The sequence below is a fragment of the uncultured Butyricimonas sp. genome, assembly GCF_959596855.1.
Taxonomy (GTDB): Bacteria; Bacteroidota; Bacteroidia; order Bacteroidales; family Marinifilaceae; genus Butyricimonas; species Butyricimonas muris.
Map to the genome: position 1 here is coordinate 1 of NZ_CAUFYA010000043.1, position 17,509 is coordinate 17,509.

Annotated in this window: 12 protein-coding genes; 1 reads left to right on the forward strand and 11 read right to left on the reverse strand. The window is 45.2% G+C overall.

Annotated elements, in window-relative coordinates; genetic code table 11:
* The 11 genes from Q5866_RS16140 to Q5866_RS16190 all read right to left on the reverse strand — a co-directional run.
* Positions 1-2,631, reverse strand: a 2,631-nt coding sequence (locus Q5866_RS16140) for a hypothetical protein (protein WP_303181321.1), incomplete at its 3' end; no start/stop codon positions are given.
* 166 nt (positions 2,632-2,797) lie between these two features.
* Complete coding sequence (locus Q5866_RS16145) at positions 2,798-3,208, reverse strand: immunoglobulin domain-containing protein (RefSeq protein ID WP_292269729.1); 411 nt, start codon at positions 3,206-3,208, stop codon at positions 2,798-2,800.
* A 164-nt stretch (positions 3,209-3,372) separates the two neighbouring features.
* Entirely contained in the window at positions 3,373-3,855 is a 483-nt protein-coding gene (locus tag Q5866_RS16150; protein WP_186977236.1) for a DUF3332 domain-containing protein, read from the reverse strand.
* 65 nt (positions 3,856-3,920) lie between these two features.
* On the reverse strand, positions 3,921-5,333 hold the full coding sequence (aspA, locus tag Q5866_RS16155) for an aspartate ammonia-lyase (RefSeq protein WP_099289991.1): 1,413 nt from the start codon (positions 5,331-5,333) through the stop codon (positions 3,921-3,923).
* Positions 5,334-5,732: 399 nt separating this feature from the next.
* Entirely contained in the window at positions 5,733-7,397 is a 1,665-nt protein-coding gene (locus tag Q5866_RS16160) for a hypothetical protein (RefSeq protein WP_099289989.1), read from the reverse strand.
* 18 nt (positions 7,398-7,415) lie between these two features.
* The gene (locus Q5866_RS16165) at positions 7,416-9,728 is read right to left on the reverse strand and encodes a hypothetical protein (RefSeq protein ID WP_303181324.1); all 2,313 of its coding nucleotides are present in this window, start codon (positions 9,726-9,728) and stop codon (positions 7,416-7,418) included.
* Between the two features lie 19 nt (positions 9,729-9,747).
* Positions 9,748-11,157, reverse strand: coding sequence for a hypothetical protein (locus Q5866_RS16170; RefSeq protein WP_303181326.1), 1,410 nt, complete (start codon positions 11,155-11,157; stop codon positions 9,748-9,750).
* Between the two features lie 18 nt (positions 11,158-11,175).
* Positions 11,176-12,201, reverse strand: a complete 1,026-nt coding sequence (locus Q5866_RS16175) for a FimB/Mfa2 family fimbrial subunit (protein ID WP_099289986.1) — start codon at positions 12,199-12,201, stop codon at positions 11,176-11,178.
* A 106-nt stretch (positions 12,202-12,307) separates the two neighbouring features.
* Entirely contained in the window at positions 12,308-13,891 is a 1,584-nt protein-coding gene (locus tag Q5866_RS16180; RefSeq protein WP_303181329.1) for an Mfa1 family fimbria major subunit, read from the reverse strand.
* 49 nt (positions 13,892-13,940) lie between these two features.
* Complete coding sequence (locus tag Q5866_RS16185; RefSeq protein WP_303181330.1) at positions 13,941-15,479, reverse strand: hypothetical protein; 1,539 nt, start codon at positions 15,477-15,479, stop codon at positions 13,941-13,943.
* An 8-nt stretch (positions 15,480-15,487) separates the two neighbouring features.
* Positions 15,488-16,048 carry a DUF3575 domain-containing protein gene (locus Q5866_RS16190; protein ID WP_099289983.1) on the reverse strand — a complete coding sequence of 187 codons (561 nt, stop codon included), beginning with the start codon at positions 16,046-16,048 and terminating at the stop codon, positions 15,488-15,490.
* A 332-nt stretch (positions 16,049-16,380) separates the two neighbouring features.
* Between Q5866_RS16190 and Q5866_RS16195 the strand changes: the two genes are divergently transcribed.
* Positions 16,381-17,361 carry a hypothetical protein gene (locus Q5866_RS16195; RefSeq protein WP_227217216.1) on the forward strand — a complete coding sequence of 327 codons (981 nt, stop codon included), beginning with the start codon at positions 16,381-16,383 and terminating at the stop codon, positions 17,359-17,361.
* Positions 17,362-17,509: the final 148 nt, after the last annotated feature.

Here is a 17,509-nt window from a genome sequence, read left to right on the forward strand (position 1 = left end):
GTTAAAATTACCAATGCTTTTTATGTATTTCCTTATACTTCTTCCCTCTCCCGGGGGGATAATCCACCCCGGCTTTCCATCACTCAACGTGATAATACCCGGAACTTCACCCCTATTAAACACATCGAAATCAAAAATTATATCATATCCAACAGACACTCCATGCCCAGCTACCTGAAAAACGGGCAACCTGTCGCTCCGGTACCAGTTCTCGACAATAGTATCCAAGCCGACCCCGAAACGGGCGGAGAGTTCCCGTGAAAACTCTTCAAAGTTTTTTTCTTCGAAAAGGTGTCGTTTGAGAAAATCGTGATAAGCCTCCAGAAATTCGTTCTTACCAATTCGAATCTCCAAAAGGGCTAACAACTCATCACGCTTTTTACGGATAATATTATCAAGCAATCCCGGGGAGAGCGAGGAATCCCGCAAGGCATCCTCCAGGCTATGATCTTTCAAATAATCCACGATAAGATACTCAATATCCTCTCCAAATATTCCGCGATACGGGGAACTAAAGATCAACTTCAACACGTCGTTTATCAAAGGATACTCGTCAGACTGGATAAAACTCGTGTTACCCACGCAACTCGGCTTCAGATCACAACTACCCTCCGAGAACAAATCCAATTCATGAACCAAACGCCCACAGGCCTCCTCTTCCTTATCTTCATGAGAATAGGAAGATTCATCTACCGAGTATCTCTTTTCCGGCAGGAACACCATCCCCCCCTGCACGCGCTCTCCTGTCTGCAACGACCTTCCCGCAAACGCGTGAAAATTACAAGGAACTTCCACGAGGGTGAGCCAACTGTAAGGGTATTGTAACGTGGGATCATAAGCAATTTTATTCTCGAGCCGTTTAGGTTCATAATTAGAATAATAGCTATAAAAATGCACCGAATTTTTAGCGCCCTCGATAGTTTCCAGCAACTTCAATTTAGTAACGACATCGTAACAATCAAGCATAAACTCATGCTCGGGCAAGTAGAAAAGCTCCACGCTTACCGGATGGTCGTCTTCCACGGACTCAATGGTTACTCCCGGAGCGATTCTAAGCCCTACCGTATCAATGCAAATCAACATCTCCCGTTTCTTGTAATTGCCTATACAGAGGCTAATCCCGGGTATATTATGCTCGAAACTGAACTTTGTCTTCCCAGCAATTTCTCTATCTGCCTTTCCCTGGGATATCGCCACAAGGTGTGGAGCATGCTCCACCTCCAACGTGTAGTGGGTGAACATCTCTTCCCGGAACCCCAACGGGTGGTAAAGAGGCATGCTGACGGGATACCAGGCGCATTCCGGGGAAAGCAACTTGTACTCCTTCTCGCAGAAAGCGGGGGAATAACCGAAGCGGTAAATACCTATCGTGTTCACTTCCGGGGAAGCGTATTTCTCTTCCGGGGTATCGAGGAAACAGAAACTATTGTCGATTTTCCCCTCGTATTTCACGACAACCTCGCTCGTCTTGCCGGATGCCACCGTTTCGTCCGCGAGAATCACCTGTTGCTCTCGTTGGAAAGAGACCGTTTTTCCATCCACAGTGATCGAGGCAACAACAAGCCCGGGATTCAGGTAGAGTACCAACGGGAGGACAACACTATCCCTGTTCGCAACCGTCATTCTACTCATCACGGAGATACCACCGTTCTCGTTTTCTTTCAACTGGAGATAGTTCGCAACTATTTTGAGCGGCTTCTCCCGATCGTACTTCGCGTAAGCATCACGAAAGGCTTCCCGCTTTTGGGAAACAGTTTGAATGCCGCAAGTATACACGACCGCTAAGCTGCCGGCAAAGAGCAAGGGAAACAGTGCCGTACAGACCAACCGAAAGGGTGCCCGCGGATTATTATGAATTCTAGGATAATGGATTACCGACAGGATTGCCAACCCAACCCCGGAGAATAGGATAAACACCCGTTGTAGCAAGTAATTCCCGGGATTCACGTGTCCCGTGAAATCGGAAAACATGTTGGGAATGCCCGTAGCCAAAGGATCAAATAACCCGTTTAGCCAAACAGAACCCGGGAGGATCAACACACCGAAAATAACCACAAGGAGTAGCATACCCAACCCTTGATTGCCCGTCAGCCTCATCACACAGGTGGAAAGACCAATACAGAAGACCGTGGTCGGGAGGTTCAGCGTCAACCAATAAAAGAGGTAATACCCCACGTTGAACACCTCGGGATAGAAAAGAAGGTTCAAAAGGGCACAAAAGGCAAGGAACGACACGTTGACCAGCGTGAAAGCAAGAATTTTACCGATGACGTTCCCCGTTGTAATCTCCGAATTCCCTTGGGCGTGAACGCTCAACGCTACCGTGGAATCCAAACGGAACCGCCTGCTATCGTTGCTCACGAGAACTACCGCGAAAAGCAGTTGCAGTATGTTGAACAAGTAAGCACATTTGAAAGGAATGGACGAGGATAGCGACCGGGAAAACCAATCCATCGCCGGACCTCGAAACAGTTTCTCGAAACTTCTAGCGGAACCTAAACCGGATAGTGGCGTGAACACGTAAAGGGTAATCCCCACGATCCCGAGAAGAACAAATATCCTAAAAATCACATTCCGACGGGAACGCTTGTACCCATATAAAGCTTCGGTAAAAATATGATTACTATTCATCACGCTTATCCTTTATTATTAACACCTAAACTCAAATATACGGATTTCCTCGCAGAACACACATCAACAATCATTAAAATCACGCTAAAATACACAACAAAGTACTCTTGGCGTGATTTTTACCGGGTAACGACAATAAATTAAATATGTTATCCTGCTTCCAACTTTATTCTGTGACGGTTAACCTCGCACTAGAAAGAGCCTCTCCCAAGGCATTAGATACTTTAATCTCGTATATTCCAGCATCTTCTGGCTCGACTTTATTTATTACTAATGTCGCAGTTCCATCGTCCTTATAGGCTTTAATCCGAGTACCGAGCTTAACTGGCACACCATCACAATACCATTCAATTCGGAGAGTCGGATCGTCAATTGGTACAAATTGAGCAAGAAATACAGCAATACCTCCTTCATTAACCCTCACATTCATGAGTTCTTGCGTTATTTCGGGCTTATACCCTACAGCAGAAACACCCCCAAGAATTTCCACATTACCTTGTTCCACAATTCTTTCCTGTTGATTGAATCCTGTCAACACGAAGAATAACGCACAAACTAAAAAAATCATCTTTTTCATGTTAATTGCATTTTAAATTAGTAATTGTGTAAAGATAACAAAACAGCAACATGTTCGCAAGAATTTATCCCTTTATTTTTAGATTCATTAGAAAATAGTATGCAACAAAAAATAAAAAAGGACGCCTTTCGACGTCCTTTTTTTATTCTCTATATTCCGAAAAATTAGTGAAGAGCAACAACTGCTTTCATCATCTTCTTCGTGTTTTTCATCAATTTTTGTTTTTCTTGACCGTTCATCAGATACCAAGCATCCTCTTCCGGATAATATTGGAATTCAGCAACAGCGTCAGATTCTTCGCTAGAGATCTCCATTTTGTTCATAGTTTTGGTTACAGTGTAAGATTTACCTGCAAACATCACTTGATCTTTCTCGATATCTCCGGCTTTCATGGCAACAGGATTGTTACCACCCCAGAATTCGATAGAGTTGAAGATCAAAGCATCACCCAAGCAGCACAATTCGTATGCCGGAAGGATGCATAATCCCAAAAATACCAACTCGTTCACGAATTTAGAATCAGAAACGCTACCGTTCCAATTGTGTAATTTGGATGTCAATGCGAAAGAGCCGAAACATCCGCTCAAAGCAACTGATGAAGCAGCGATTAAAGCAACTGCAACAAACCGATTAAAACTTTTCTTCATAACCTTATATTTAAAATTTAGTTTTGCTAAGATACAGCAATATTTACGAAATTAAACATGTTAGGTTACTTTTTCTTATAAAATTTTTTCGGTGCAATCATTAATTCCGGACGTAAAACGTTATCTAGCTCTTCCTTAGTCAACAACTTTTCTTCCAGTACCAAATCGTAAACACTTCTGTTCTCGGCTAAAGCTCTCTTGGCAATACGAGAAGAATTTTCATATCCCAGCGTCGGATTCAACGCGGTAACGATTCCGATACTGTTCATTACCATATCCTTGCAACGTTCAGCGTTAGCAGTGATTCCGTCAACGCACAAAACTCTCAAACGATCCATAACTTTAATCAACATCTGCATAGAGTTGAATATAGCGTACACGATCACCGGTTCCATCACGTTCAATTCCAACTGACCGGCTTCAGCAGCCATCATCACGGTCGTATCGTTACCGATTACACGGAAACAAACTTGGTTTACCACTTCAGGGATAACCGGATTTACTTTACCCGGCATGATAGAAGATCCCGGTTGCATCGGCGGCAAGTTAATCTCGTTCAATCCGCATCTCGGACCGCTGGACAACAAGCGCAAATCGTTACATACCTTGGACAATTGAACGCAGAAACGTTTCAATTCGGAAGAATAGGATACACAAGCCCCGGTATCAGGCGTAGCGGCAATCAGGTTCGGTGCTAACACGAACTCTTCACCACTGATAATACGCAATTCACGAGCACAGATTTCAGCATATTCCGGTTCTGAATTGATACCCGTACCAATAGCCGTGGCACCCATGTTCTCGACCAAGAACAATTTAGCAGCCTCGTTCAGACGCTCGATATTCTCTTCCAAAGTATAAGCATAAGCCTCGAACTCCTGACCTAAAGTCATCGGCACGGCATCCTGCAACTGAGTACGTCCCATTTTCAACACGTGCTCGAACTCTTTCGCTTTTCTACGGAAAGAATCAACCAACAATTTGATCTCTGCCACAACTTCTTTATTGGTCAAAATTATAGCCAAGTGGAAAGATGTCGGGTAAGCGTCATTCGTGGATTGAGAAAGATTCACGTGGTTGTTCGGGTGACAATAGTCGTACTCACCTTTTTGATGTCCCAATAATTCCAACGCACGGTTAGCTACAACCTCGTTGATATTCATGTTCGTGGAAGTTCCGGCACCACCTTGTACCATATCCACGGGGAATTGGTCGGCCAATTTACCGTCAATGATCTCCTCGCAAGCTGCCGTAATAGCATTCGTTATATCGGAAGGAATCAAGCCTAATTCATAGTTAGCCTTTGCAGCCGCCCATTTTACCATCGCTAAAGCCTTCACGTAGTTCGGGAACATTCCGATCGTGTAACCGCTAATCCCAGCGAAGTTCTCGATTGCTCTCAAAGTCTGAACACCATAATAAGCATCCATTGGCACCTCTTTGTTGCCGAGTAAATCATGTTCAATTCTTGTCTTCATAATTCTTATAGATTAATTATTTCCAAATACGTTTGAATCTCTTTCAAGTTTCACCCGATCGTCAAAAACTCACTAAATGTCCCTCGCTCATACAAAACGACCCGGAGAAAATTAATCCGGCAAAGGTATAAAAGTTAATAGTATAAAGCCAAATTTTAGACAAGAATTTACACGTAACTTTACAAGTGTTATAACATTGAATATCAATATAATCAAATAAAATTTAACAAATTAAAGTGCAGAAAAAGGCTTTTTTACAAACGTTTCCGAAAAAACAAACAAAAGATTGGGGAGTAGGGTTCGCCTTCGGCGAGTTACAAATTACTAACGCTAGAGAAGCAACCTGTAACTCGCCGAAGGCAAATGCAACCTGTAACCTGCAACTCGCCGAAGGCGAACTCAAGGTTGATTATCATCTATATTAATCACGATTTTCGCCAGAGAAGAACGAAACAACTCATCGTCATAAGGCGCGTACTTTCCCTTAACGTCATACATGATCGAGGCCTCGCCCTTGAAACCCTTGACCGGAAAAAACATCATTTCAGCCAGATCCGGATTATATACCCATTTGCCCTCGTTAAGAGCTTCGTACACGAATACCTCACTCCCAAGACATTCCTTATCATTTTTCCATATTCTGAAACTCCTCGGGTCCAAATTATCTTTACCGGGATTCGGAGTACTGCCTTCACCCCTGTACGCCACGTCATTATCCAATGGTCTCACAGTGGCAGGTCCTCGACGATGCTCGTAAATATCATCTTCTGCGCGTGCCCCATAGAGAGGAGTAATCCGCAAATTCTTAATAATATTGGTATGTGCCGTAAGCTGTCCGGTCGATGCCATAAACCCGATACATAATCTCTGTGGCGTAATCAGGGTTAGGTCTGTTACCGGTGGGGTGGTATACCATATCGGTTTAGGCGGACTGCCGCCCGCAATCCGGATTGGTAAACTATTTTCAGTATAACTCAAAGAAGACGGGTACGTGTAATTCTCTATCACGACCGTCTTGTCTGTCCCGTGTTGTATCGTCACCGTAATCTTAAAACCACCCCCGTTATCATTGGGTTCCAACGCGATAATTGCTTTACGGTATGTACTTTCATCTGAATGAGAGAACACACCTCCGCCTGAAATATTGAACGGTTTATCAATCCGGGGAGTAACATGCCGTTCATACTGCCCGCTCATTGTGTTCAACTCGAATCCGGCTTCATTTCTCAATCCGTTCGAATGTTCATCTTCAAGCCCTCCGGTAATACTCCATCCCGTGTGTCGGGTGATAAGTACCGGAAATCCCCAACTGCCTTCCGGTATTTCATGCGTATTCTGTTTAGTTGTTATCGTTTTTTTTCCTCGACCGGCAGCCCCCCGAATGGTTACATTACTTCTGGTGTTATACTTTAGAAGTTGCGCATTAGCTATTGTAGTCAAATTATCATTATAAGGAATCCCGTTTCTCATCTCGTAGTCTTCCATACGCCAATTCTTAAAATTACCCTGATCCAGCGCCACGGCGAGATACCCGCCTTTCATGCCGGTTATCGGCAATACCCCCTTACTTATGCTCTGGTGAACCGACGACCTGTGAGTATAACCAAACCCCGCCCCCTCCGCTCCGTATTTCAGATTATCCCCAATATATTGATTGGTAGTCGCATCGACAAGAAACATACAAATACCGTCCGTCAAACCCTTTTCCGACGGATTCGTGTACATCATGATATACTCGAACTCAATCAGTAAACCGTCTTTCGTGGAGAAAATATAATCGGGCAAATAAAAAGCCCCGACCTCTTCTTTTCCTTGCGTGAGTCGCAATCCCAAGTTTTTCACCGGCTTCGCCTGATTTGCTCTCTTGTACGTGTTATCGGCTTTTCTTCCCGAGGCTTCGATCTGATTCGGCTCAAAAAGTTTCACATTCTCCATATCCCCGTCCAAAAACGACCGGAAAAAAGGCATAAGATGAGAGGATTGTGCCGATACACCGTCCCTCATTCCCAACAATACCAACAAAAGAAAGAATATCTTTTTCATCATATACTTCGGTGTTTCCATATCATATATATTTATCCATCAATAATCTCTGATACAACGAATCGGAAAAGCATACGACAAGTCGGCATCGTAAAACAGCATCCCGTCTTTTTCCATGAAAAGATAGTTCACCGTGTACCGGCTATTAATCGTGTAAGGCGTCGCCGACCAATAATACCCGTAAGCCCCGACTTGTACCACGTTACCGTCCCCGTTGGGATAGCGGTGTCCCGCGGCAGGCAGAAAAACAGTTCCGGCTGGCGGTGTCCCCGCGTTGGCAGGCGTTGAAGTAGAAACCGACACGTTCGCCCCCAGAAACCAACCACTTTCCGGATCAAACGATCCATTCAAATAACTGCCGGAATTGGCATTCAAGTTTAACGTGACATCTTTAAAACTACCTCTATTCGCTGTTTTTACCCCCGTTTCATTATACAATGCTTCCAATTCGGCAGAAGTAGGCATACGCCATTTTCCTTCCACCCAACCTTTTCCATCCTTTCCACTGGAAATATAACGACATATATCCCCTATGCCCGTTGCCTCGTCGAAACCCGTGTTATTAAAAAACTCTTTAAAAGAATCATCCGCCGCGGAAGACGAGGTAAAGCCGAAATTCGGGTGACCGTATGGTATTTTATCCCAACCGCCAAGCCCGCCTTTCCAGTCTGACGGATTCAACCCCGACGGGGCATACACGACTTGTACCGTCGGATCATAGGGATTCCCTCCCGGTGCCAGCGCGACAAGCGATCCCCATTTAAAAAATAGCCCCTGCGACCAAGCCGGAATCGTCCGGTTATCCTGTTCCGTAATGGCAAAAGTCAATACCCCGGAACTTAGAACCACGTTACTACGGGCAAACAATTCGGCGACCGGAACTCTCCGGACCGTCAGCGTGTCGATAAGCCTCCCGGCAGTAAACACGATTTTACCGCTCACGTAATCCTCGGGATTACCCGGCGGGGTAATCGCCATAACATTGATTTCCACCCCTGTCTGGTTAATGTCAGCCCCATTCGTCGAGGGCTTATTGTCGGCAAGCCGGAGCCACGTGTGCGCGTTCGGTTCCAACACGACAGCATTCCAATCCCCGTGATAATCGGAACTCACCCGGTGTTTCAATTGCCTGCTCACGCCGTATGGCATATCAATTACCCGTGTTTCCACACCCATAAAGAACTGTCCGTCATAAACAATGTGCTTTATCCCGGACATATCCACGACCAGAATAGAAGTTTTCAGATTTGACAACACACTTTTCGAGCGAAGCGCCTGATCGAATGATTCGTAGCCGATTCCCTCTGCCGCCGTTATCGTGACAATATACTTGTAGTTGCGGTACAGGGGCATATAGTCCGCGGCAGTAGACGCCACCGACTCACGAGTGAAATCAACGCGATAATAGTAATCCTTCCCAAAATACTTTCCTTTGATAATCAGACAAGTTCCGTTCACTTGATCGGCTTCCGAGTTCCTCGCGGCTTCATAGGCGTAGATCTCCCCCGCCAACAAAGGTCCGGCAACATCGCCAACCTGCTTATATTCATACATCATCGCATCATCCAAGGTTCCGGGCTGCTTGCCCGCTGGATTCGGCACCATAGGATTATTATTATTCGTGTAATAATCCGCTATGATATTACCGTTGGATGCGTTCCACGCCGGGGCAATATAACCCGAAGTATTGTAATTCACCACGTATATTTCCTCAAGTCTGAAAATGCTCCCCTTAACCTCGTTCTCGACGTCAATACGGGCAAGCATACGAGTCAACGATATGCTGACTGTCTTTCCCGGTGCAATCCCGTTGACGGGAACTTCCCCGTACATCGGTATCGGGGTATAACCCGGTGTCGATACATTCCATTTATAGGAACCGTCGGTATTCGGTCGCGTGATAAATTTCAACGCTCCTAACACGTCTTGTTTTTCCGAATTGACCGGATAATCTGTCAATGCCTTATCCACCTCATCCGAAGCGTTCGTGACAATTACAATCAAAGCGGCATTCTCGTCTTTCGGTAACGCCAAATTATACTTTATCTTATAATCCGAACCCGACGGTTCCTGCGTAAAATTACTCACTTTGATATTTTGGAGCAATTTCGCGGCAGGAGTCGATTGATCGAAAATCAAAACGTCTATCGTCTCCACCGCGGCCTCCCCTTTGGAACCTTCTAACGAGCGGGTTACAGGCACATCAAAACCCGGAATAATCATTTCCATGGCCACCACCTCACCCGATACTCCGGCAGGTGCATCCAGTTTCTCCGATACACACCCCGCCACACCAAGCAGTAATAAAACAGCCGGGTAAAACAGTTTCGATAATACTTTAAATCGCTTCATTTATCACATATTTATTATACTATGAACGAGTTACCCGTACCTCCTTGGTCAGATTTCCCGCCTTGATTTCTACAACGGCATAACATCCTATATCAACACTACCTAGATTCCCAGAAACCGTAAATGTCAACTTTTGAAACAAACTTCCGGCAACTTCCGACATCACGACTTGTAACCAATCACTCTGAACATGAGAAGGTGCAAGTAGATCGCCATTTTTATCGTAATAACTTACCGTTCCCAGTTGTATCCCTTTCGGGAACCCGCGGTCAGTCCTGTCGTAATTGGTCTCGGTTGTAATTATAACCGACTTCCCGTCACTACTGATATAAAGATTATCCCGACTTACCCGCAAAAAGTACTGGGGATCAATAATAATCCCCTGCCCCGCATCCGACCACGGAATGACGGTATGCTCGAACTGCACGGTTTTCTCCTTCACGACACCCACGATACAGTACACGTTATTCCGCCTGATCTCCGTGAGTGCTTGCACATTCCCCCCTCCTTCCGGGGAAAATTCAGACAGGATCGTACGGGTATCCCTCAACCCGTCGGGAGTACTTAATCCTATGATATCCAATACCAGCTTATCAACATCTCCCGGGGCAGAGCAAGTTCTTTCGGGAGTGTAAAACGCGCATATCAATTGCTTGGTATCATCTAACTCCAAAGAATTACTTGCCCCGTAAAACCAACCGACATACTCGTAATCACTGGCAGGAATCAACATCCGCCCAAAATTATTTTCCACGTCCGTACCCGTTTGAAAACGAGTGCCGTCGGCCTCTGTCCCTGCTATCAGATATCCTCCCGTGTAGGTGTTCTCCAACAGCACCCGAAAAGAATTGGTCAGTCGGGCAAAAGCAACGGCATCCTCTTTTTTCAACCAAAGCTCTACCCGTGCCACCCCCCTTTCTATATTGATCTTTTCCCGTGTCGTGTTCCCCTCGATTACTGCAATTTTCCGTTTTACCCCGGTCATCGGGAGTCCCGAAGAAGCAGGGAGCGTATGGTTAAAATTAAATGCGTCCCCCATCCGAAAAATCAAATCCTCCAACTCGGACGGGGAAGTCACCGCTTCCAACGCGGCAGTCATTGTCCCCGGCTCATTCACGACCACGACAAGCATTTTATCCGGGTTCGAACTGACTTCCAACGTCGTACCGAACTTCTTGGCGTCCTGCTCTTTCGTGTCAAAAGCAACGACCTCGTTGATATCGATAACAGGGAAAACCGAAGCGTCATCGAACGTGATAAAACGGGCTGTATGAACGTAATCATGTTCGTCAGCTCCATCCACAAGAACCTCTATTGACATCATTCCCCGCGTACCGCCCGCCATATCTTCATTCTTTTCCGATCGTTCTGAGATACAGGAAACGAGAAAAACCAGCGTAAAGACAATATGTAAGATATTATTTTTCATAAACACTTCAATATAAAATCAGACACCTATATCATTAAACCATATTATCCAGTTATTGATCTTGATTCCCACGGCAACAAAACCATCGGGCCCACTTCCCTCTTTATACAGAAGCACCAGATGCCATTCGCTCTGTCGATCAAGAAATCCCTGCATGGACAAGTCATTACCGTCCAACCCTTTCGCTGGTTTTATCTCTTCCAATAAAGACATCAGATCGTAATTCCACAACACGCTTCCGCTTCGCGCATCACGCACGGTAAGTTTATAATTATAATCTTCACCGTATACCAGTCTGACCGTGTTAAGACGTCCCGCGGACAACACTCCCGGCTCGCTCCCCGTTGTCAGTTCGTATGGAATGTACCTCACGTTTTCCCTTAGCCTTGGCATATTATCATGACCGTACACCGCCCCTTCCGGGGTTTCTATTTCAAAAGTATACGCAGCCGCCCCACTTCTTGCTCCAGCATATTTTTCAGATTTATCCAGCAACAACGTAAAACGATTGGTATTCTTGACAAGATGCACCGGAAACACCGACAAATCGGACTTATTCTGAATATCAATGGTCTGTCCCACCCATAAAGGCGAGAATCCGTGAGATACCGTCCCGGAAGTCCGGTTCAGCGTTATCCGGACATCTTCCAGCATAGTCTGCCCGGGGGATAAAGAATTACCGTCCTTGTCAGCAACCTTAAAATGCTCTGTCAACCCTCCTACCGCCAGTATCTTGTATTCCCCCGGACGGAAATCATTCCCGAAAAACATCCGTTTCCCCCCGACAAGTTCCTTACGCCCGACGTGTCTGTTGAAAAGATACAGCCCTTTCCCGTCAAACACGAATACATCGACCGTCTCCACTTGCAGTTCGAAAGAGTCAACATACTCCATATTGTAATCGTAGACAAATTCCAGATATATCCCGCAATCATCCATATCGTCCTTGATACTTTCGCACGACACGAAGAAAAGCGACAAGATAACAATCGGAAGCAACCGGAACCTGTCTCGATGTACATTATTCACGTTCATACCATTCATTCATTATAGATTTTATCATGCTAAATGATTCCAACCATACAAACCGTATTTCATAAATCACTGAATCGTCAATCACTAAATCAAGGAATCACCGAATCAAAAATCCCTAAATCCCTATTTCGTTTTCCCAAACGATCCACGGTGCTACCTCAACCGTGATACCGATATATCCTACCGTCCCGTCAATCGGATCTTTCGGGTCCGGATCACCGGGTCCCGGGTTGTCTATATCCGGATACCAAGGAGTTCCCGCACCTTTCACGGAACCCAAGGTCAATTTATACCAGTTATTACGAACGACGCCGTATTTGGCAAAAGCCATCTCCTGCGTTGTTTCATTATCATGACGTATCTCGTAATAGTAATAACAAAGCCCGTTCTGGTACCAACGGATAACAGGATTCTTACCATCCTTGATAACCTCTCCGCCATTCGGGATTTGTGACAAATCCGTTTCCAAAAGAGTGGCGAACGAAGTACCGGTAAGAGTCACCTCGCTGTGCGCATCCGCGTACTCCTTTATTTTAGTGTACATTTTCTCGCAGGCAGCCTTCAAATTCGGTCCGACATCGACAGCATTGTAAGCAGCTTTCAATGCCGCAAAATCAGTGAAATTACTCCCGGCAAAATTAAACCAGTCGCCCCCACTAGCGCGTCCCGGTGGATAATACGTGCCTTTAATCACCAGACGGGTAGCATTCTCGAACTTCTGTTCGGCGGCAGACATCGTATTCTCGATACAATAAGTCTTATCCGCGGTAGCCATCCACGTGTACGGCGACACCAATACCGGATTATAAGTACTACTATTTACCGTGGCATTCACGATACCGACATCATTCGTGTAATTCGGGTCAACCGTGTAGAAATTACTGGTATAACTTCCATCATTCGAATGAGTAACCGAAAGTAGCGCCTTCTCCGCGAAAGGATAGAACGTACTGTTCACGGCATCCAAAGTCCAGTTACCGAAAACAAATGTTGCCCCGTCAGGTTTTACCTCTATATTACCTTTAAGACTGAGTTCCAGTTTGGAAGCCAGACGTTCGATCTTCACCTGCACCCTGTTACCTATTTTCTCGGCAGCCTCCTTTGCCTCGTCGTCATCCACGTCCTTCGTCACTTTCTGAATTTTACCGCTGATGTCAATCAAAGGATCGGAAATCTTATCCCCGGCATCTTTCCCGGTTTCATCGCCACTATTAATCATGGTAAAACCTTTGGCAATAGGCAGAACGACATCCGTGATCTCCTCTCGGGTAGCCTCTTTGATTGCCGTGTTAACCGTGCTAAAAGTCGTCGTTACGTTAATATCGTTCAACATTCCCTCCAACTTGTCGCCGGGATTGGCTATCACCAAAAGTTTGGTCGCCGCCGCAGAGACCTTAACGGCTGACGGGCTTGAAGAAGCATTCGGAATCTTCACGAGGTAATCCGTCGTACCCGGGATTCCCACTATATTTTCCGCCTCATCGAAGAACAACAGATAAAGGTTTTTCAAGTCACTCTCGTTCGTTCCGCTTTCCTCGCCCGAAGAACGGGCTGATGTATTTTGCGTTGCAATTTTAATGGAAAGATAAGCAACATCCGCATCACTTATTATCGGCGGATCATTATCGCTATCACTTTTACTGCAACCGGTCAATGCCGCTATCGCCAACATTGACATTAGAATCATTTTCATCTTCATTTAGTCGTGTTTTTAATGGACAATAATTATATTTTCAATCATCGTGGAATCAATCCATTCCATACATTTCCCAATCTTTCAATTTCTCCTGATAAACATTTTCATCTGCCTTGTATCGTTCAATCAATCTAAGATGTGCTGCCGCATCGGTATTACCGGTAGCCGCCGCCTTCTTCGCATAATATTCCGCTTTGTCCAACTCATTATTGCGGGCATGGAACGCAGAGAAATAGATCCATGCTTCGGGCTCATCCTCCAGTCCCTGCAAGAACTTCAACGCCGCCGACACATCATTTGACAAGTAACTAAACACGCCCATCGTGATGCGGCTGCTTTTTTCCTCCGGGAATATCCTTGCCGCCTGCACGATAACCTCCTTGAATTGAGTGCTACCGGGTTCATATTGATTGGCAAGCAGGTAAAACTCGTACAAAGACAACATACTCGGGTAAGATTTGAACACTTCCTTTATGGTTTCGATCGAGTATTCGGGAACCGTGAAAGTAATCCGATAGGCACTCCGGCGAAGCATGGGAAAAAGATTGGCAAGCATATAACGATAAGTCCGTCCTTCATTATACTGCATCAACAGCCTCTCGCGCCCGTCAAATACATCCGTATTCCCGATAATTTCAAGCACTCGTCCTTTTTCGCCCTCGGGCATGCCCGGATCTTCCCGAACTAATTTTTCAAGTCCTTCCCAATCCTCCCCGTAACCTTGCGAAGAAAGAGCGATTCCCGCGAGATCATAATTCCCGCGAAGCCACCCCGTGAGCGAAGCCGCCCGCCGTTCCGACAGTTTAAGGTTATACTCCCACGTCCCCTCGGGTGACGCGTAAGAAGAAATCGTAACGGAGTTAATTTTCACTCCTTGTACTTTTCTCACCTTTTCAATACTCTGCCGAATCTTATCCAACTCGTTCCGGTTATTGGCTAACATGGGTTTAATCTCCGCGTTGCCTACCGTATAGATAATCTGTGCCTCGCCGGACTCCGTTCTGATCTTTATCTCCTCCCGCGGCGGGACGGGAAGTTCCACGGGGAGCTCGTAAATTACACGTGTCGGCCTTTCCGCAAAACGGATTCTATCAGCGATAACCTCCATGGAAAGGTGATGAAACTCACCCCTGCAATTGCGCCGTTCCTGTGCCATGGCAACATTCGCATCCCTCATCCAACTTTCGAGAGGAATCGTCGCACTGTAACTTATCCTCTCGTGAAAAAACTTTTGCTCCCTCGCGGAGAAAGACGCGTACACGGGTTCGACACGCCCCGAAAGCCTTTCAACCCTGTTCACCACCGCCTGTTGAATCCTGCCGCTGATAACGACAGGCAGCAGCTTCCTCTCGTTCATCCCGGAACGAATCACCGGGAAAAGGTACATCTGACCTCGGGCAGGGACAGAAACCCCGATAGCCTCAATATCAAGCACAACACGTATACTGTCACGCTCCTGCCGCACGTCACGCACCACCACTCGCACGTCTGACACTTTCTGTTGGGCAACTAAAGCGACAGGAGCTATAAAAAGCAACACGAGCCCAGCCAGAGCCACCATTTTAAACCTCATCTTACCATTGATTTTCATAGTCTGTATTATTTTATCAGAAACACAAGAGTTAACCCGAGTTTCGTCAACCCGAAATAATGTGCGGTCTTGTGCCCGATCTTGGGTTTACACTTGCCACACGGGAATTTATCGTGCGACATATAAGCATATCCTGCCCCGACAGTAGCTTCCAGCGACCAGCGGGGCGCGAATATCCAGTTATAACCGTAGCTCACGCCGACACCCGCCAACCATCCCTCGTACCGGTTATCCTTTATCGTTCTGAAAGGTCCGATACCTCCCGCGTTATAAGAAGCGTAATGAGCGTGAACACCCAAGAAATGTCCCGTGAACGGTTGACATTTCCACCACCGTAATTCCGGCTGCACGGCAAAATGCTTAAACTTCTTATCATTGCTGAAACTCCACAAATTCCAACTGACGGGAACATCCAACGTGGTACGCACCCCGACCTTGAATTCCACACCCAGATTCGGAGATGCCATACCGTCCATCAGCAGGTTATTTTTCAATGCGATTTTTTGAGCACGGGCTAACGTGCAGAACGAAATCACCATGATTAATAATATAAATCTTTTACTTTGCATACAGATTTAATTTTCTTAATGCAAATGTAAACCATTGTTATCGCTTGAAAAAGACAACTTTATCCAACTCCTACCACCGGAATTGAACATCCCGGAGAAGTTTCGGGCGAACAATTTTTCTATCCCGCTCAATGATAGGAAACCATTCAGTAACTTCCTCCTAAACAGAGGAAAAATACCGGAAAATTTCTCCTAAACGGAGAAAAGAAAAACATGACACTCGAATATTATACTTAAACGCATTTTAAGCTAATATTTATCAAAAAACTCCGTATTTATAGTTATTTTTGATATTGAATTTAACATATTCCATCTTCAAATAAATACAAACCATGATGAAAAAGAAGGATCTCCATGACGAATTCATTGATGAATTATACAAGAAAATCCCCAAAAGGGCAGATCTGATAAATTTGGTATCCGACATTCTAAAATTAGAAAAGGAATCCATTTACAGGAGATTGGCAAGAAAAGTGAATTTCTCTATCCGGGAAATGGGAATATTGGCAAAAGAACTGAATATCTCTATCGACAGACTACTTTACAAAGCAGAAAACCATCAATGGCATCCCGTCGTGCTGGAAATCCCCTTGAAATTTCATTCCATGGATTGCTTGTGTGACATGATAGAGCAAAACATCCAACGAATCGAATACATCAACCGGGACATTCCCGGACAAATGGGAAATGTTTACCACGTCCTACCGCTGGAATTTTTCATCCATTTTCCCATGATTATGAAATTCATGTTCTTCAAATGGGGAAATTACTTCATCCGGTCGGAAGAATTCAATCATTTTTCTTCATGGGAACTTCCCCACAAATTATCTACCCTTGCAGGAGAATACATTGACACATACAACTTTCGAGAAGTTTTCTACGTCTGGGATAATTCATTAATCTGGATATTAGCCAGAGAAATTGACAATTTCTACAAAATGAACATTATCACGACACGAGAAAAAGAAGATATAAAGGAAGAACTTCACGAGCTCTTATCAAATATCGAAATGACATTAAATGGTACCCGTGTACCCGCAATCCCATATCCGCCGGAAACGACCTTCTATGTTTCCTCCGTCAATATCGGCTTTACAAGCAACTATTATCAATCCGGTAACAGACACTTTGCCACGTTTCAAAGCAACTTCAGTTTCTCCATGATAGAGAATTCCGAGGAAGACTTCACCAAGGTGAAAGAATGGATAAACTCCTTTTGCAACATCTCCACCCTACTCTCCCAAAGCGGACGTTTCGAGAGAAGGCTGTTTTTCAACGCACAGTACAAAATATTGGACAATATTTTAGAGTAAGCCCTCATTCGGGTTTTCCCCAAGTAATCCTATCGTAAAACTACCTCTTCCCGCTCACAACACCCCTAGCAAACACTTGTATCCCCGATAAAAATCGTTGCTACAAGCATTCTATATCATAGCTGTAAGAAAGAAGAGGTAGTATAAC